General features: G+C 66.0%; 20 protein-coding genes and 1 pseudogene. 9 read left to right on the top strand and 12 right to left on the bottom strand.

Going from position 1 to position 17,244, the window contains the following annotated elements; genetic code table 11:
• Positions 1-14: 14 nt before the first annotated feature.
• Entirely contained in the window at positions 15-266 is a 252-nt protein-coding gene (locus tag C3F42_RS02120; protein ID WP_023631356.1) for a hypothetical protein, read from the bottom strand.
• 28 nt (positions 267-294) lie between these two features.
• On the bottom strand, positions 295-795 hold the full coding sequence (locus C3F42_RS02115) for a DUF4142 domain-containing protein (RefSeq protein WP_094012187.1): 501 nt from the start codon (positions 793-795) through the stop codon (positions 295-297).
• Positions 796-939: 144 nt separating this feature from the next.
• On the opposite strand from C3F42_RS02115, the gene C3F42_RS02110 reads away from it, so the two are divergent.
• Genes C3F42_RS02110 through C3F42_RS02100 form a run of 3 tightly spaced genes read left to right on the top strand, consistent with a single transcriptional unit; the run spans position 940 to position 3,585 of the window.
• The gene (locus tag C3F42_RS02110) at positions 940-1,182 is read left to right on the top strand and encodes a hypothetical protein (protein ID WP_094012188.1); all 243 of its coding nucleotides are present in this window, start codon (positions 940-942) and stop codon (positions 1,180-1,182) included.
• Positions 1,179-1,973 carry an exodeoxyribonuclease III gene (gene xth / locus C3F42_RS02105; RefSeq protein WP_023631359.1) on the top strand — a complete coding sequence of 265 codons (795 nt, stop codon included), beginning with the start codon at positions 1,179-1,181 and terminating at the stop codon, positions 1,971-1,973. The genes C3F42_RS02110 and xth overlap by 4 nt, the downstream gene beginning before the upstream one ends.
• A gap of 43 nt (positions 1,974-2,016) precedes the next feature.
• The gene (locus tag C3F42_RS02100; RefSeq protein WP_038706106.1) at positions 2,017-3,585 is read left to right on the top strand and encodes a sensor domain-containing diguanylate cyclase; all 1,569 of its coding nucleotides are present in this window, start codon (positions 2,017-2,019) and stop codon (positions 3,583-3,585) included.
• Positions 3,586-3,625: 40 nt separating this feature from the next.
• Here C3F42_RS02100 and C3F42_RS02095 read toward each other — a convergent pair whose 3' ends face one another.
• The 8 genes from C3F42_RS02095 to C3F42_RS02060 form a co-directional block, all read right to left on the bottom strand.
• Positions 3,626-4,585 (bottom strand): ribonuclease Z, encoded by a 960-nt coding sequence (locus C3F42_RS02095; protein WP_038706107.1) that lies wholly within the window; start codon positions 4,583-4,585, stop codon positions 3,626-3,628.
• Between the two features lie 131 nt (positions 4,586-4,716).
• Positions 4,717-5,517: a 4-hydroxy-2-oxoheptanedioate aldolase gene (gene hpaI / locus C3F42_RS02090; protein ID WP_038706108.1), complete on the bottom strand. Its 801-nt coding sequence runs from the start codon at positions 5,515-5,517 to the stop codon at positions 4,717-4,719.
• Between the two features lie 9 nt (positions 5,518-5,526).
• Positions 5,527-6,330 carry a 2-oxo-hept-4-ene-1,7-dioate hydratase gene (gene hpaH / locus C3F42_RS02085; RefSeq protein WP_094012189.1) on the bottom strand — a complete coding sequence of 268 codons (804 nt, stop codon included), beginning with the start codon at positions 6,328-6,330 and terminating at the stop codon, positions 5,527-5,529.
• 7 nt (positions 6,331-6,337) lie between these two features.
• Positions 6,338-6,748 (bottom strand): 5-carboxymethyl-2-hydroxymuconate Delta-isomerase, encoded by a 411-nt coding sequence (locus C3F42_RS02080; protein WP_094012190.1) that lies wholly within the window; start codon positions 6,746-6,748, stop codon positions 6,338-6,340.
• Positions 6,749-6,759: 11 nt separating this feature from the next.
• The gene (gene hpaD, locus C3F42_RS02075; RefSeq protein WP_094012191.1) at positions 6,760-7,683 is read right to left on the bottom strand and encodes a 3,4-dihydroxyphenylacetate 2,3-dioxygenase; all 924 of its coding nucleotides are present in this window, start codon (positions 7,681-7,683) and stop codon (positions 6,760-6,762) included.
• Positions 7,684-7,824: 141 nt separating this feature from the next.
• On the bottom strand, positions 7,825-9,285 hold the full coding sequence (gene hpaE, locus C3F42_RS02070; protein ID WP_104443901.1) for a 5-carboxymethyl-2-hydroxymuconate semialdehyde dehydrogenase: 1,461 nt from the start codon (positions 9,283-9,285) through the stop codon (positions 7,825-7,827).
• Complete coding sequence (locus C3F42_RS02065; protein ID WP_104443900.1) at positions 9,282-10,061, bottom strand: fumarylacetoacetate hydrolase family protein; 780 nt, start codon at positions 10,059-10,061, stop codon at positions 9,282-9,284. Before C3F42_RS02065 ends, hpaE begins: the two co-directional genes overlap by 4 nt.
• Entirely contained in the window at positions 10,058-10,732 is a 675-nt protein-coding gene (locus tag C3F42_RS02060) for a fumarylacetoacetate hydrolase family protein (RefSeq protein WP_104443899.1), read from the bottom strand. The genes C3F42_RS02065 and C3F42_RS02060 overlap by 4 nt, the downstream gene beginning before the upstream one ends.
• Positions 10,733-10,894: 162 nt before the next feature.
• On the opposite strand from C3F42_RS02060, the gene hpaA reads away from it, so the two are divergent.
• A complete protein-coding gene (hpaA, locus tag C3F42_RS02055; protein WP_038706110.1) occupies positions 10,895-11,797 on the top strand; it encodes a 4-hydroxyphenylacetate catabolism regulatory protein HpaA in 903 nt (300 codons plus the stop codon).
• A 170-nt stretch (positions 11,798-11,967) separates the two neighbouring features.
• Positions 11,968-12,390: a homoprotocatechuate degradation operon regulator HpaR gene (gene hpaR, locus C3F42_RS02050; protein ID WP_023632900.1), complete on the top strand. Its 423-nt coding sequence runs from the start codon at positions 11,968-11,970 to the stop codon at positions 12,388-12,390.
• Between the two features lie 32 nt (positions 12,391-12,422).
• Here the strand turns inward: hpaR and C3F42_RS02045 are convergent, their stop codons facing one another.
• Together C3F42_RS02045 and C3F42_RS02040 are read right to left on the bottom strand one after the other, a co-directional pair.
• Positions 12,423-13,019: a TetR/AcrR family transcriptional regulator gene (locus C3F42_RS02045; protein WP_104443898.1), complete on the bottom strand. Its 597-nt coding sequence runs from the start codon at positions 13,017-13,019 to the stop codon at positions 12,423-12,425.
• Between the two features lie 5 nt (positions 13,020-13,024).
• Positions 13,025-14,233: a multidrug effflux MFS transporter gene (locus C3F42_RS02040; RefSeq protein WP_038706111.1), complete on the bottom strand. Its 1,209-nt coding sequence runs from the start codon at positions 14,231-14,233 to the stop codon at positions 13,025-13,027.
• Between the two features lie 339 nt (positions 14,234-14,572).
• Between C3F42_RS02040 and C3F42_RS30140 the strand changes: the two are divergent.
• From C3F42_RS30140 to C3F42_RS02020, 4 genes and pseudogenes are all read left to right on the top strand, one after another.
• Positions 14,573-14,695, top strand: a pseudogene (locus C3F42_RS30140) (general stress protein); the annotation flags it as partial.
• A gap of 59 nt (positions 14,696-14,754) precedes the next feature.
• Entirely contained in the window at positions 14,755-14,934 is a 180-nt protein-coding gene (locus C3F42_RS02030) for a hypothetical protein (RefSeq protein WP_023631781.1), read from the top strand.
• A gap of 15 nt (positions 14,935-14,949) precedes the next feature.
• On the top strand, positions 14,950-16,284 hold the full coding sequence (locus C3F42_RS02025) for an iron-containing redox enzyme family protein (RefSeq protein WP_104443897.1): 1,335 nt from the start codon (positions 14,950-14,952) through the stop codon (positions 16,282-16,284).
• Positions 16,284-17,240 (top strand): class I SAM-dependent methyltransferase, encoded by a 957-nt coding sequence (locus C3F42_RS02020; RefSeq protein WP_104445267.1) that lies wholly within the window; start codon positions 16,284-16,286, stop codon positions 17,238-17,240. Before C3F42_RS02025 ends, C3F42_RS02020 begins: the two co-directional genes overlap by 1 nt.
• Positions 17,241-17,244: the final 4 nt, after the last annotated feature.

Raw genomic sequence — 17,244 nt, 5'->3', positions numbered from 1 at the left:
AGGGCGGAGCGGTATCAGCTTTCGGCTTGTCTGGCGGCCTCGACACCGGCGGACGACAGCTTGATCGGGTAGTTGACGCTGAGCGTGTGGCCGGCTTCGACATTCACGCTGCCATCGTGGATCAAGCCTTGCTCCTGCAGGGTCTTGAGCATGCCGGCCACGGCTTTCTCGCCGCGGTAGTTGTCCAGCACTTCCTTGCCCAACCCTTGCGGGTGGGCGTGCAACAGGCGGGTCAGGACTTCCGAACGCAGTGCATCATTGCTCATGGGAGCCTCGCTTTGTCAGTGGGGCGGGTTACTGGCCGTGCTTGGCCTGCAGTTCCTTGGCATGCTTCAGGTGCTCTTCGAGCTTGGGCAAGGTCTCGCCGGCGAAGGCCTTGAGTTCGGCCTTGTCGGACGAGGCGGCCTCTTTCCTGAACAGTTCCACGGCTTTCTCGTGGGCCTCGACCTGGTTGTTGACGTAGGAGCGGTCGAACGACTCGTCGCGCCATTCCAGGATCATCTTCTTGACCTTGTCGGTCAGCGCCGCTTCATCGGGCACGCTGATGTCCAGTTTGCGGGCGATGTCGCCGAGCTTCTGGTTGGCCTGGGTATGGTCGGTGACCATCTGCTGGGCGAAGGTCTTGATTTGCGGGTCCTTGCTCTTGTCCAGCGCCAGCTTGCCGGTCACCACTTCGGCGATGCCGGCTTCGGTGGCGGCGTCGACGAAGTCATCCGACGAGGCGGCCAGGGCCTGTAGCGAGGCCATGCCCAGCACCATGGAAAACCCGACCCGCTTGAGGAACAGATTGCTCATGTGTGACTCCTTATCCGTTGGCGCGACGTCAGTGTCGCGTACGGTTGAGAGCAGGCGGCGGGCAAAGGTTTAATTTTTCTGCGCGTTTTGAACCGATGCTGACCACCAAGGCTCACACCTTCAAAGGTGCAGAGGAACCCGACCATGAGCATCGAACGCAGCATTCCCGAACTCGAGGCCTGGTACGCCCAGTACGACGATGCCAGCTATCGCCGCGAATCGCCCGACGCTTATCACCATGAGCTGCTGCGCACGGCCGAGGCGCTGCGCGATGATGGCGCGATCGACTGGGACGACTGGCTCAGGCTCAAGGAACTGGCAGACCAGGCCCACCTGGGGGCACTGCAAGACGCGGTGCAGGCCCGCGTGGACGACCCCAACGCATGAAAGCGCTGAAGATCACCACGTTCAATGTCAACGGCATCCGCAGTCGCCTCGACAACCTGCTGGCCTGGCTGGCGCGCGAGCAACCCGACATCGTCTGCCTGCAGGAACTCAAGGCCAGCGACGCGCAGTTCCCCCGCGAGGCCATCGAGGCTGCCGGCTACGGCTGTCTGCATTTCGGCCAGGCGTCATGGAACGGTGTCGCCATCCTCGCCCGCGACAGTCAGCCCCTGGAGGTGCGCCGTGGCTTGCCGGGCATGGAGGACGACAGCCAGAGCCGCTATGTCGAGGCGGCGGTGCACGGCGTTCAGGTGGCCTGCCTGTACCTGCCCAATGGCAACCCGCAACCGGGCCCGAAGTTCGCCTACAAGCTGCGCTGGTTCGAAAGCCTGATCGCCCATGCCGACACCCTGCGCGGCGCCGATCACCCAGTGTTGCTGGCGGGGGACTTCAATGTGGTGCCCACCGACCAGGACATCTACAACCCGAAGTCGTGGCTCAAGGACGCGCTGCTGCAGCCCGAGTCACGCGCCTGCTACCAGCGTTTGCTGGAGCAGGGCTGGAGCGATGCGTTGCGGCAGTTGTACCCGCACGAGCGGGTCTACACCTTCTGGGACTATTTCCGTAACCACTGGCCGCGCAACGCCGGGCTGCGCATCGACCACCTGCTGCTCAACCCGGCCCTGGCGCCTTACCTGAAGGACGCAGGGGTCGACGCCTGGGTGCGCAACGAGGCCCACGCCAGCGACCATGCGCCAGTGTGGATCAGTCTCGGCACACGCAAGCGGCGCTGAACTATAGTCATTGGCGGCCAAGGCTCGATGACAAGGGATTTCAATGCGCGTAGTCAGGAAGCAGACCGAGGACGGCCTTTTCCCGGTGACCGGAGAAGGCCGCGCAGTGTCGCTGTTCCGCCTGATGCTCAGTTTCATGGCGGTGGTGATGCTGGCTTTCGTCTTGGTCGAAGGCTGGCGGATCTGGCGCGACTACCGACAAGTGTTTGCCAATGCCGAGAACGCCGTCAGCAACCTGGCCCGCGCAACTGCCCAGCATGCCGAGGATGCCATCCGCCAGGTTGACGCCATCACCGCAGCGCTGGCCGAGCGCCTGGAAGGCGATGGTTTCGACCATGTCGACCGCCCGCGCCTGCATGCATTGCTCAAGCAGCAGGCGCAGATCATGCCGCAGTTGCACGGGCTGTTCGTCTATGGCCCGGACGGTGGCTGGATCGTCACCGACAAGGACGATGTGCCAGCAGGCGCCAACAATGCCGACCGCGACTATTTCATCTATCACCGCACCCATCCCGACCGCCAGGTGCGCATTGGCTCGGTGGTGCGCAGCCGCTCCACCGGCGACCTGATCATCCCCATCTCGCGGCGCCTGGACAATGCCGACGGCGGCTTTGCCGGGGTATTGCTGGGCACCATCAAGGTCGATTGGTTCGTGGGCTACTACGGCGACTTCAAGATCGACGAGCGTGGCGCGCTGGTGCTGGCCAAGCGCGACGGCACCATCCTCGTGCGTCGGCCGTTCGTCGAGCAGGTGATTGGCCGCAGCCTTGCGGCCAGCGACATCTTCCGCGAGTACCTGCCCCATGCCAGCGAAGGAGTGGCCGAGGCCGTGGCGGTGGTCGATGGCACGCCGCGCCTGTACGGGTTTCGCTCACTGAGCAGCTATCCACTGGTGGTGGAGGCAGGCTTGTCGCGCGAGTCGATCATCGCGCCGTGGCGCCACGACATGCTCAAGTCGCTGGCCGTGCTGGTGCTGCTGCTTGTCGGCGTGGCTGGGTTTGGCTGGATCGTCCTGCGCCAGTTACGCGAGCGCATCGCCATCGAGCGTGCGCTGCACCAGGCCCACCAGACCCTCAAGGCGCTGGCCCTGACCGACAGCCTGACCGGGCTGGGCAACCGCCGGCGGCTGGATGCGGTGCTGGAACCGGAGATACGTCGGGCGCGGCGCCAGGGCTACGCGTTGGCGCTGGTGATGCTCGACCTGGACTGTTTCAAGGCCTACAACGACCGCTACGGGCATCCAGCCGGCGACCAGTGCCTGCGCCGCTTCGGCGAGCTGTTGCGCCAGGCGCTGAAACGCCCGGGCGACCTGGCGGTGCGTTATGGTGGCGAGGAGTTCACCTTGTTGCTGCCCGACACCGATGCCGCAGGGGCCAGCCAGATCGTGCAGGAGATCCTGCAGTTGCTGCGCCGGCAGGCCATCGAGCACGGTGGCAGTCCGTTCGGCCATGTCACGGCCAGCGCCGGCATCGCTGTGGGTGCGCCGAAGTTGGCGACGGTCACTCCGGAGAACCTGATGGCGGCGGCGGACGCGGCGCTCTACCAGGCCAAGCGGCAGGGGCGCGATCGCTACTGCCTGGCGGCCAGTGTGGAGCAGCATCCGGCGCATTGAAGGCATCGCTCGAGGGCTGTCATGCCAGCAAGGTGCGACGTTACTCCACCTCGACCAGCACTCCGTCACGGCTAATTCGAAAGCGCGCCAGGTCCCGGGCCAGGGTCAGGTGCCCCTTGTAGTGTGCCAGTGCCTCTTCGCGTACCTCCTCGATGGAACCGCCGCGCCCACCGCCTGACTGGTAGCGGGCGCTGAAGTGCGTCAGCACCAGGTTCTTCACCGCCGCCATTTCGGCGAAGCGCGCCACCGCAGCGGCGGTGCTGTGACCGAAGCTGGCCTGGGTGCGTTCGACCACCGGTTGGGTGAAGGTGGCTTCGTGGACCAGCACGTCCACGTTGGCGGCCAGCTCGCTCAACAGCTCAGGACGGTCGTTGTCACCGCAGACGATGATCCGTTGCGCCGGACGCGTCGGTTGCAGATAGGCCTGGGGGTCGATCTGGCGACCTTCGTGCTCGACTGTCCGGCCACGGGCGATCTGCCCCCACAGCGGCCCGGCCGGGATGCCGTCGGCGCGCAGGCGCTCGGTGTCGAGGTGCGGTTGCGGATCGCGTTCCTCGAACACGAAGCCGTAGGAGGGTACCCGGTGCGACAGCTCGACCACGCCTACCTGGATATTGCCGTGGTCCAAGCCACCGAAGGTCTCCAGCGCCTGCATCTGCAACTCGAAGGGCAGGTAGGTGTCGCTCACCACCAGGCTCTGCCGCACCCAGGGATGCAGGTCGGCCGGCATGACCAGCTGCAACGGCTCCTTGCGCCCGGACATACCGGCGCTGGCCAGCAGCCCCGGCAGGCCGAAGCAGTGATCGCCGTGCACATGGGTGATGAAGATGGCGCGCAGATCGCGCACTGACAGCGGGCTGCGCAGCAGCTGGTGTTGGGTGCCTTCGCCGCAATCGACCAGGTACCACCCGTTGCCGGTGGCTTCGATGACCGCGGTCGCGCTGACGTTGCGGGCCTTGGTGGGCACCCCGGAAGAGGTGCCCAGAAACTGCAGGTCCATTGCCTGACTCCTTGATTCGACGTAGTCGCGACCCCGCAGGGCGGGGCGCGCGGAGGCTAGCATGGTGCTGCCGAGCCGGCCAGCAATGCTTTGATCGCCTCAACATCGAGCTTAAGCGCTACAAGGTCAGTCTAGTAGACACCGCCCTGGGCAATGGCGGCGATCCGTTCCTTGAAGGTGCCCGCCAGGACCTGCAAGCCGCGCATCAACACGGTGGTGTCGACGCCGACCGCGACGAACGCCGCGCCCAGTTCGATATAGCGTCGTGCCAGCGTCTCATCGGCGCTGAGGATGCCCGCTGCCTTGCCGGCGCGGGTGATGCGCACGATGGCCTCCTCGATGGCCGCCTGCACCTCGGGATGCCCCGGATTGCCGCGTTGGCCCATGGCGGCGCTGAGGTCGGCGGGGCCTATGAACACGCCATCGACGCCTTCGACGGCGCAGATTGCATCGAGGTTGGCCAGGCCTTCGCAGTTCTCCACCTGCACCAGCAGGCACATCTGGTCGTCGGCCTGGTCCAGGTAGTCGGGGATGCTGTTCCAGCGCGATGCCCGCGCCAAAGCGCTGCCGACACCGCGCACGCCGTGGGGCGGGTAGCGCATCGCCCGCACCAGCTGGCGCGCCTGCTCGGCGCTTTCGACCATGGGTACCAGCAGGGTCTGTGCGCCGATATCGAGCAACTGCTTGATCAGCGCGGTATCGCCGATCACCGGGCGCACGATGGGCTGGGCCGGGTAGGGTGCCACGGCCTGCAACTGGGCGAGCAGGCTGCGCAGGTCGTTGGGCGCGTGCTCGCCGTCGAGCAGCAGCCAGTCGAAGCCGGCGTTGGCCGCCAGCTCCGCGCAATACGGGTCGGCCAGGCCAAGCCACAGGCCGATCTGCGCCTGGCCGCTGCGCAGGCGTTGCTTGAAGGTGTTGATGGGCATGTCCATGGGCGCTCCTCAGACGAAACGGCAGGCGATCGAGCCCAGTTGATCGTAGTCGACGTGGAAGGTGTCGCCGCGGCGAGCTGCCACCGGGCGGGTGAACGAGCCGCCGAGAATGATCTGCCCGGCCAGCAGACTCACGTCATGCGCGGCCAGCTTGTTGGCCAGCCAGGCCACACCTTTGGCCGGGTGATTAAGCACTGCGGCCGACACCCCGGACTCCTCAATCACACCGTTGCGGTACAGCACCGCCGGCACCTTGCGCAGGTCGATGTCGCCCGGGCGCACAGCACGCCCGCCCATTACCACGCCAGCGTTGGCGGCGTTGTCGGAGATGGTGTCGAACACCTTGCGGGTAGCACCGCTGAGCGGGTCGACCTGTTGGATGCGTGCATCGATGATTTCCAGCGCCGGGATCACCCACTCGGTGGCGTCGAGCACGTCGAACAGGGTCACGTTCGGCCCCTTGAGCGGCTTGCCGAGGATGAACGCCAGTTCCACCTCGACCCGCGGCACGATGAAACGCTCGAAGGGGATGTCGCTGCCCTCGTCGAACAGCATGTCGTCGAGCAGTGCGCCGTAGTCCGGCTCGCTGATGTTCGACGAGACCTGCATGGCCCGGGAGGTCAGGCCGATCTTGTGGCCGACCAGTTGGCGGCCGTCCTCGATCTTCTGTGCCACCCAGGCACGCTGGATGGCGTATGCGTCCTCGATACCGATCGAGGGGTGTTCCAGGGAAAACTGGCCGACCTGTTCGCGGGTCCGCTCGGCCTGGTCGAGGCGGGCGGCGGCTTGCTGGATGATGCGGGCGTCGAGCATGGAGACCTCAGGGCTGGCGGGTGAACAGAGGGTGCAGGCTGCTGTGCTTGGCGTCGTACACCTGGGCCTGGCTTTCGTCGATCTGCAGGGTCACGCCCACCGGGCGACGTTCCAGCAGCATATCCAGGTGCCGGCGCAACACCGCCAGCAGCGCGTCACCGACCTGCTGGTGCACCGCGGCGCTGCGTCCGCCGCCCATGCGCAGGTTGGCGTAGACGAAACCGTAGGCGCCGCGGCCATCGGCGATTGCCGCATGGGCTGCGGGGTAGGCCAGCACACGGGTGCCGCCGGTGGGGAACACCTGGCGATGGTGTTCGTCGTGCTGGGCGAGCATGCAGTCGGCCAGGGCGCGGCACAGGCCGGGCATATTGGCGTCGGCTTCGATATCCGGGCTGTAGAGCAGGACCAGATGGGGCATGGTGGTGCTCCTTACAGGCGGCTTGTGGAGGTGACCCCGGCCGGGTTCGAGGCCTGGGCGGCGGGGATCGTGCTGCCCTCCTGCGGGGTGACCGGGAAAATCGCGTTGATCTGGCCGGTGCCGGAGGAACCGAAATAAGGCGTCACCACCTCGGCCTTGCCGTCGTATCGCGACCAGCCAAGCGCGCCGAGCAACATGGCGGTGTCGTGCATGAAGCCTTCGCCATGGCCCTTGACCGCGTACTCGGGCAGCATCGCGCAGAAGTCGGCCCAGTCCCCGTCCTGCCACATGCGCACCACGCGGTGGTCGAGGGTTTCCAGGAACGGGCTCCAGACCTTGGTGGCAAACTCCGGGGCCTGGCCGTTCTGGGCGAAACGGTGGGACAGCGAGCCGCTGGCCAGGAACGCCACGCTGCCGTCGTAGTGCTCCTCGACCGCCTTGCGCATGGCCCAGCCCAGGCGGGCGCTGTCGTTGAGGTAGTGCGAGGTGCACAGCGCCGAGACCGAGATCACCTTGAAGTGCTGGTCGGTGTTCATGTAGCGCATCGGCACAAGGGTGCCGTATTCAGGCGCCAGCGTGGTGGCGTCGTGGGCCATGGTTTCCACGCCCAGGCGATTGCATTCTTGCGCGAGGATTCGCCCCAGCTCGGGGTTGCCGGGGAAGCCGTAGTTCATGTTGGCGATGAAGTGCGGCAATTCGTTGCTGGTGTACAGGCCTTCGAAGTGCGCGGCGCAGTTGATGTGGTAGTTGGCGTTGACCAGCCAGTGGGTGTCGAACACGACGAGGGTGTCGACGCCCAGTTCGCGGCAGCGCCGGCCAATCTCGAGGTGGCCGTCGATGGCCGCCTGGCGAAAGCCCTGGCGCGGGCCGGGCAGTTCGGACAGGTACATCGACGGCACGTGGGTGATCTTGGCGGCGAGAGCGAGTGTGCCCATGGGAATCTCCGGTAACGGGTTGTTGTTATGTATCCATGGCGAGGGCTTCGCCCTCGTTTCGCCGGCAAGCCGGCTCCCACAGTGTGCGGTGATCCCTGTGGGAGCCGGCTTGCCGGCGATGGGCTGCCCAGCAGCCCCGCGCTACACCCCCCAGCGCGGAATGTGATGGCTACCCATGGATATACACACGTTCTTGATCTCGGCGAAGACCTCGAAGCTGTATTGCCCGCCTTCGCGGCCGGTGCCCGAGCCCTTGACGCCGCCGAACGGTTGGCGCAGGTCGCGCACGTTCTGGCTGTTGATGAACACCATCCCCGCCTCGATGCCACGGGCCAGGCGATGGGCCTTGCCGATGTCCTGGGTCCAGATGTAAGAAGCCAGGCCGTACTCGGTGTCGTTGGCCAGTTGCAGCGCCTCGGCCTCGTCCTTGAACGGGATCAGGCACACCACCGGGCCGAAGATCTCTTCCTGGGCGATGCGCATCTTGTTGTTCACATCGGCGAACACCGTCGGCTGGATGAACTGCCCCTTGGCCAGGTGCTCCGGCAATCCAACCGGGCGCTCCAGGCCACCGGCCAGCAGGCGCGCGCCTTCTTCCAGGCCGATGCGGATATAGCCGGTGACCTTGTCGTAGTGCTGCTGGGTGATCATCGAGCCGACCTGGGTCTTCGGGTCGGTGGGGTCACCGACGATCAGGCGTTTGGCGCGGGCGGCGAACTCGGCGACGAACTGCGGGTACACGCTCTCCTGGATGAAGATGCGGCTGCCGGCGGTGCAGCGCTCGCCGTTGAGCGAGAAGATGGTGAACAAGGCGGCATCCAACGCACGCTCGAGGTCGGCGTCCTCGAAGATCAGTACCGGCGACTTGCCGCCCAGCTCCATCGAGTACTTCTTCAGGCCTGCCGTCTGCATGATCTTCCTGCCGGTGGCGGTGCCACCGGTGAAGGAGATGGCGCGCACGTCCGGGTGACGCACCAGGGCATCGCCGGCTGTGGCGCCGTAGCCCTGGATGACATTGAGTACGCCATTGGGGATGCCGGCCTCGACCGCCAGGCGCCCCAGCTCATTGGCGGTCAGCGGCGACAGCTCGCTCATCTTCAGCACCGCGGTATTGCCCAGGGCCAGGCACGGCGCGGTCTTCCAGGTGGCGGTCATGAACGGTACGTTCCACGGCGACACCAGTGCGCACACGCCTACCGGCTGGTACAAGGTGTAGTTGAGCATCTGGTCGTCCACCGGGTAGCTGTGGCCGTCCATGCGCGTGCACACCTCGGCGAAGAAGTCGAAATTGTGCGAAGCGCGGGGAATCAGCACATTGCGCGTCTGGTGGATCGGCAGGCCGGTGTCCAGGGTTTCCAGCTCGGCCAGCTGCGGCACGTTCTGCTCGATCAGCTCACCCAGGCGGCGCATCAGGCGCGCGCGTTCCTTCGCCGGTGTATTGGCCCATTTCGGGAAGGCTTGCTTGGCCGCGGCCACGGCCAGGGCGACTTCCTCGGCGCCGCCGCTGGCGACTTCGCAGATGGCCTCGCCGGTGGCCGGGTTGTAGTTGACGAAGGTGTCGCGGCTCTCGACTTCGCGGCCATCGATCCAGTGCTTGATCATGCTGTTGCCTCTTGTGCGTTGCGGGCGAAGAACTCGGCTTCGCTGACGATCCGGTTGACCAGGCGGCCGACGCCTTCCACTTCCACCACCACCTCGTCGCCCGGGACCACGTCGGCCAGGCCTTCCGGGGTGCCGGTGGCGATCATGTCGCCGGGTTGCAGGGTCATGAAGCTGGAGAAGTATTCGATCAGGTAGGGGATGTCGAAGATCATGTCGGCCGTGGTGCCTTGCTGTTTCAGCTCGCCGTTGATCCAGGTGCGCAGGGTCAGGTTCGACGGATCCGGCACAACGGCGGTGTCGACTATCCAAGGACCCACCGGGGTGGTGGCGTCACGGTTCTTCACCCGCAGGTTGGGGCGGTAGTAGTTCTCCAGGTAGTCGCGGATGGCGTAGTCGTTGCACACCGTGTAGCCGGCCAGGTAGTCGAGGGCGTCCTCGCGCTTGACGTTGCGCGCCGGCTTGCCGATCACCGCCACCAGTTCGCACTCGTAGTGCATGTACTTGACGTTGTCCGGGCGCCAGGTGACCTGGTTGTGCCCGGTGTAGGTGCCGGGCGACTTGACGAAGGCCAGCGGCTCGGTGGGCGGGGTGAAGGCCAGCTCGGCGGCATGGTCGGCGTAGTTCAGGCCCAGGGCGAACATGCTGCCGGTGGCCGGCGGCAGCCAGGTGACCTGGTCGGCGTCGACCACACGGCCATCGGCCAGGCGCAGTCGCTGGTCGTTTTCGACGGTGACGGTGTGGACCTGGCCGTCGAACTGGATACGGGCGTGCTTCATGGGACGAGTCCTTGTTCAGCGACAATGGGGTTGGTCAGCTGGCCGAGGCCGTCGATCTCGACCGTCACCTGGTCGCCGGGCAGCACATCGACTCGGCCTTCCGGGGTGCCGGTGATCAGCACGTCGCCGGCATGCAGGGTCATGAACTCGCTGATCTCGGCGATCAGCCGTGCTACGCCGCGCACGCAGTTGGCGGTGTTGTTGTGCTGGCGCAGCTCACCGTTGACCCACAGGCGAATGCCCAGCGCGTCGGGGTTGCCGACCTGCGCGGCCGGTACCAGATGCGGGCCGAACGGGCAGAAGCCGTCGCGGCACTTGGCCTTGACCGCCGGACGGTAGTAGCTGTCTTCGGGCAGGCTGAACTCGTTGACGATGGTGTAGCCCGCCACGTGCTCCAGCGCGTTGTCCAGGCTGACGCGGCTGGCGTCTTTACCAATGACCACGCCCAGGGCAGGGCCCGCTTGCAGGCGTTGGACTGCCGATGGGTAGGTCACCGGCTGGGCGTGCCCATTGCGGGTATTGGGCGTCTTGATAAACAACACCGGTTTGACCGGCGGCTGCTGGTACGGCGCTTCGTGGAAAGACGCCAGATGCTGTTGCAGCAGGCCCTGGTAGTTCAGGGCGACGCCGAACAGGCTGCCGCTGGCGACCTCGTGCAAGGCACGGCTCATGCATTTCTCCTGCGGTGGGCGAAGCGAGCGGGGCGCTTCGGGGTGTTTTTGTTAATGTGTTAACGTTATATTTAATATGTTAACGATCGTCAAGGCATTCGCCGCTGGCCGGTGGTGCTAGGATGATTTCCCCCGGCGCGTTTCACCGCTGCGAGAACAACAATGAAAGAACCACAGCCGATCCCCAACATCAACATCGGTCAGGTCTACGACCAGCGCTACAGCGACAGCGAGGTGCATTACGACCGATTGGGCAACCTGGCCGGTTTCTTCGGCCGCAACATGCCGGTGCACCGCCACGACCGCTTCTTCCAGGTGCACTATGTGAAGACCGGCAGCGTGCGGGTGTATCTGGACGAGCAGCGTTACCACGAGTCGGGGCCGATGTTCTTCCTTACCCCGCCGACCATTCCCCATGCCTTCGTCACCGAGCCTGACGCCGACGGCCATGTGCTGACCGTGCGCCAGCAACTGGTCTGGCAACTGCTGCAGGCCGAGCCTGGGCTGGCGCTCACGCCGCGCCTGCAGCCGGCGTGTGTCGCGCTCGGTCATCTGCAGGGAGCGGCGGCCGAAGAGGTGCGGCGCCTGGAGCAGCTGTTCGACTTGCTGGGCGGTGAACTGGGCCATGGCCAGGCCGGGCAGGGCACTGCGGTGCAGGATCTGGCGCGCCTGGTGATGATCAGCCTGCTGCGCCTGTGCGCCAATTCGCTGGAGGCGACGCCCGCGCGGCACGAGGACCTGCAGCTGTTTCACCGTTTCAACGAATTGATCGAGCGTCACTACCTCGACCACTGGACCCTGCCGGCCTACGCGGCAGCCTTGGGCGTGACTGAGGCGCGCCTGAACGATGTATGCCGGCGCATGGCCGACCTGCCGTCCAAGCGCCTGGTGTTCGAGCGGCTGATGCAGGAGGCGCGGCGCTTGCTGCTGTACACCGGCGGCTCGGCCAACGAGATCTGCTACCGCCTGGGGTTCAAGGACCCGGCGTACTTCAGCCGCTTCTTCCAGCGCCATGCGCAGATGACGCCGGGTGAGTATCGCCAGCGCCAGGCGGGGTTGCGTTGACATGCGGCGACGGGCTCCGGGCGGCTGGCTGTCTGCAGATCGTGCTATGGGGAAGGTAACGCGGGAATGGGTGATTGCCAGGAGCGCTGGTACTTTTCACAGGGCTGGACAGCCCGGGGGAAAATGTATTTCACTTTATTAATATCTTAATAAAACAGCCCTTGATCCTGATGACCCAGCCAAGACCCTCCCTGACCTTGACCCTGCTGCAGGCCCGCGAAGCGACCATGGCGTTCTTTCGCCCGGCCCTGAATGCCCACGACCTGACCGAGCAGCAATGGCGGGTGATCCGTATCCTGCGCCAGCAGGGCGAGCTGGAAAGCCACCAGTTGGCCGACCAGGCCTGCATCCTCAAACCGAGCATGAGCGGCGTGCTCAAGCGCCTGGAGCGCGACGGCCTGGTGGCGCGGCGCAAGTCGCCGGAAGACCAGCGGCGCATCTTCATCAGCCTGACCGTGCGTGGGCAGCAGGCGTTTCTGGCGATGAGCGAGGAGATGGAGCGCAACTACCAGGAGATTCAGCGCCAGTTCGGCGCGGACAAGCTGGAGCAGTTGATGGGGTTGTTGAACGAGCTGAAGAAGGTCAGGCCCTGAAATCAATGGGGCCGCACAGCGGCCCCCATGGTCTACTGTCCGGCCAACTGCAGCGAATCATCGAGAATCTTCAGCAACGACGCTGCCCGCCGCGCATACACCGCCGGGGGCGCGTACAGCAGCTCCACATGCAGGCTGTCGATGATCCCCAGGTAGGCATCGCCATACAGCTCCAGCTTGTTGCCATCACTGCGGGCCCAGGCATGCCGGTCGCCCAGGGCCTGGCAGAAGCCCAGGCGGATCCGCTCCAGGTACGCCTCGAAGCCGCTGGTGACGATCGAGCGGATCGGCACCGGCGGCAGGAAGGCACTGCGCAGTACGAAGCGCAGATTGGCCGAGGCCGCGTAGCGCTCGGCCAGGTGCAGCGGATGCCAGTGCCCCGGCGCCTCGCGGCCCGCCGCTTCATGACCGAAGCCCGCCTCGACGTAGGCGGTCTCGTCGGCCAGGGCCCGTTCGAAGGCGCAGACGAACAACGCGTCCTTGTTGGCGAAGTGCGCGTACAGCGAGGCCTTGCGCATGCCCGCCAGGGCGGCGATCTCGCTCAGCGACGAGCCGTCGTAGCCGTGCTCGGCGAAATGCTCCACGGCATGCTCGCAGATGCGCGCGGCGGATGGGGTCAGGGCTTTCAAGGCGGTTACTCCGGGTTGACGCTGCAGGACGAGGCGCTGATTGTCTTTGCCACGGCGGCGCGGGTCAAACCGACGATGACCACGGCCGCCGCCGCCAGCAACCAGGCCCAGGCCAGCGGGCCCAGGGTGGCCAAGTGTCCGGCCAGGGGCGTGGCGCTGGACGAGATCACCAGTTGCAGCGCGCCGAGCAGGGCCGCCGTCGAGCCGACATCGCGCTGCTGCGATGACATCGCCAGGGCCATCAAGGTGGCCTCGCAAACCCCCAGGCCGAACAGCGCCAGTACCACGCCCGCCAGCAGCAGCGGCAGGCCTGCGCCAGACAGGCCGGCAATCACCGCCAGTGCTGCACCGGCACCCATGCACAGCGCCCCCCACCAGGCCACCTGGGCCACGCCGTGCCGGCTGACGCAATAGCCGGAAAGCGCCGCGCCGAGCAGGATGGCAACGCCGCAGCCGCCGAACAGCAGGCCAAAGTGCGTGCTGGAGAGGCCGAAGTGCTGCTGGTACACATAAGCCGAGCCGGCGATGTAGGCGAACAGGAAGAAGAACACCGCCGACAGGGCCAGGGCCGGGCGCAGGAACGCGCCGTCGGCGGCGATACGGCCGTAGGTACGCCATACCGTGGCCGGTGCCAGGCGCACCCGATGCGCTGGCGGCAGGGTCTCACCGAGGGTCATGGCCGAATTGACCAGGGTCAGCAGGCCGAGGCCGGCCAGCACCAGCATGATCGCCCGCCAGCCGTACGCGGCGTCGATTACCCCGCCCAGGGCCGGGGCGAGGATCGGCGCCAGGCCCTCGATGGTCATCAGCAGGGCGAAGATCTGCGCAGCCCGTGCGCCATCGGCGCTGTCGCGGACCATGCTCATGATCACCACCAGCGTCAGCGCGCTGGCCAGGCCCTGCACCAGGCGCGCCAGCAGCAGCGTGTCCAGCGACGGTGCGCCCGCAGCGGCCAGGGAGGCGATGCAGAACACCAGCAGGCCGGCGAGCAGCGGGCGACGCCGCCCCCAGGCATCCACCAGTGGCCCGAACAGCAGTTGCCCGGCGCCCATGGCCAGCAGGAATACGGTCAGCGTCAGCTGAACCTGGGTATAGCCGGTGGCGAAGTCGCGGGCCATCTGCGGCAGGCTGGCCAGGTACATGTCGATGGCAGACGGGCCAAGGGCGCCGATCAGGGCTAGTGAGGCGGCGAAGCGCAAATGTGAAGCGGGCATAAGCGAAAGTCCGTGCGAGCAAAATAATAACCTACCGACCGGTAGGTCGGCGAAGTATGCCAGATATCCGCAGGGGGTCAACGCAAAGTCTGCCCAGCGGGGATCCGCTTGCGCCCCAAATACACCGTCGCCGCTTGTTTAGCGCCACCGGTCCGATCCGCTCGGAATAATCCGAATCCCTCTTTATCGCCGTACTCCCAATCCATGTACGGCACCTCGCCGTGCAACCCTTAGCCACACGAGGTTTTTGCAACCATGGCCAACAAAGACAGCAACATGACCGGTCGTCAGGACACCAACAAGCAGGACGCCAACAAGACCGGCAGCCAGGGTGGAACGAAGAACCCAGGCAATTTCGCCAATGACCGCGAAAAAGCGTCCGAAGCCGGTCGCAAGGGCGGGCAGAGCTCCGGTGGCGGCAATCGCCAGAGCGAGTCCGGCCATAAGGGCGGTCGCTCGTAAGTGAGGGCACGCGGTGCCGGGTTCGCCTGGCACCGCGCACACCCCACCAGGAGGTTTCCATGCGTATCGCACCGCTGATTTGCCTGTTGGGTAGCCTGGGCCTGCTGGCCGGTTGCTTCGACCGCGACAACGACCATCCGGCTAAAGACGCCGACCCCAGCAAGCCCTCGCTGCAGATGCAGCAACCCAATCCACCGACTGCCAACCCGACCCCAGAAACCAAGCCACAGAATCCCTAGCGCGAGGTAACCGGCATGGTGGCGATGATCCGCGACAGCGTGCGTTCGCAAACCAAACACGACATGACTGATGATGCGACGCGTCGCTACCAGGCGTTGCTGGCGGGACACGATGCCACCGCCGAGGATTGGTTGGAGACGCAACTAAGCCGCGTGCGCGACCGCGAGGATGACCTTCCGGAAGACCCTGACCTGTTATCCCAATGGGCTGAACACCATGCGGCAGAGGTCGCTGACGACCATGCGCATTACCTGCGTCAGCGGCGCGAGGGCGCGCCCCGGCGCTACTTCGCCACTCGCGCCCAGGCGTTGTGGTTCCTGCAACAGGTCGCGCCGACCAAAGTGGTCGACGGCGCCTGGTTGCACGGGACCTTGCGGCACTGGCGCGACCCGCGTTACCACGGGTTGATCCGCACCTTTCTCGAAGAACTGGGTGACGGTGACCCACGCTGCAACCATGTGCTGATCTACCAGCGCCTGCTCAGCCGCCTGGGGTGCCTGCAAGGGCTGCCATTGGAGCCCTCGCGTTTCGTGCAGGGCTCGGTGCAATTGGCTCTCGGTCAGCACTGCGAGCGCTTCCTGCCCGAGGTAATCGGTTACAACCTGGGATATGAGCAGCCGCCGCTGCACCTGCTGATCACTACCCATGAGCTGGCCGAACTGGGTATCGACGCCCATTACTTCCAGTTGCACGTGACCATCGACAACGCCGCCAGCGGCCATGCCCGGCGTTCGCTGGAAAGCCTGCGGCTGTTGGCGCCGGCAGGGGATGAAGATTTCTATGCGCGTGTCAGGCACGGCTACCGGCTTAACGACCTGGGCATGGACACGCCTTCGCTGATCGCCAGCTTCGACCTGCAGGGCGAACTGCTCTGCGCGCTGGAGCGCAAGCGCGTGTTCGGGCAGTGCATGCACTCCGATCGCTGCCGTTTGCAAGGACGCACCATCAACCAATGGCTTGCCGAGCCGGGAGCGATGGCCGGGTTCCTCGAGGCCCTGCAGACCCAGGGGTGGATCAAGCGTGACAGTGACCCGGCGCAGAGCCGTTTCTGGACACTGATCGACGGCCCCGGCGCGGCAATGTTCGGCGTGTTCAGCGCCTACGAGAAACAGCTTTGGCACGATTGGATCGCCGGAACCTGGCAAGGGCCTCTGCCTCGCCGCGTGCCGCCCGGGCAATGGGAACAGGCGTTGGCCCTGCAGGCGGAGGCGCCCGGCCGGGCTCAGGGCTCGGAGATCGCCACGTTGATCGAGGCCATGGCCGGTAACCGGCACGCCGAACCCACGGGCCTGCGTGCCACACGCGACTACATCGCTGCCACCGGGCTGTTTCAGGGAGGGCCGCGATGATGCAACTCGACCAGAAGCAGACCCGTGCCGACGAGGCTTTGTTGCAACTCGGCCGCAGGCTGCATGCCGACGGCTACCGTTTCACCTGCGTCACCCCGGCGACCCAGGCGCGGGTCAATGCCCGACCTCAGGCCCGGCGCGCGTGCACGCTGCGGGATGTGTTCGGCTGGAGCCGGCCGTTCCCGGCTTCGCTGATCAGTGCCGACGAGCTGGAACAACTGGGCGCGGCCGACGTGCTGGAGGCGCACGGCGAGCTGTGGCGCAGCCGGGTGCGTTGGTCGAGCCTGGGTGACCTGTTGCTGGTGCATTCGGCCTGGCCGACGGACAGCAGCGACGCGGTATTCTTCGGGCCGGACAGCTACCGCTTCGCCCAGCTGATCGAGGATCACCTGCGGCTCAGCCCTCGGCGCGTGCAGCACGCTGTCGATATTGGCTGCGGCAGCGGCATCGGCGCTTTGCTGATTGCCCGCGCCGCGCGCCATGCCCAGGTCAGCGCGCTGGACATAAATCCGCTGGCGCTGCGCTACACCGCCGTCAACGCCGCCCTGGCCGGGCTGGCCAATGTGTCGGTCGAGCCCAGCGACCTGCTCACGGGCATCACCGGCACCTTCGACCTGATCGTCGCCAACCCGCCCTACATGCTCGATGCCTGCCAGCGCGTCTACCGCCACGGCGGCGGGACGCTCGGCGCCGACTTGTCGCTGCGAATCGTCGACCAGGCCTGTGAGCGCCTGACACCGGGCGGCACATTGCTGCTGTACACCGGGGTGGCGATCGTCGAAGGGCGCGATGCGTTGCTCGAAGCGGTCCGCCTGCGCCTGGCCGGCCCTGACTTGAGCTGGCACTACCGGGAGCTGGACCCGGATGTGTTCGGCGAGCAGTTGCTCGAGCCCGGCTATGAACAGGTCGAGCGCATTGCCGCCGTGGCCCTGACCGTCACCCGCCGCGGCGGATGAGCGC

The organism is Pseudomonas sp. PONIH3 (assembly GCF_002934345.1).
Taxonomy (GTDB): domain Bacteria; phylum Pseudomonadota; class Gammaproteobacteria; order Pseudomonadales; family Pseudomonadaceae; genus Aquipseudomonas; species Aquipseudomonas soli.
Note: the sequence above shows the minus strand (reverse complement) of the source record. Positions and strands in the feature narration are given on the sequence as shown.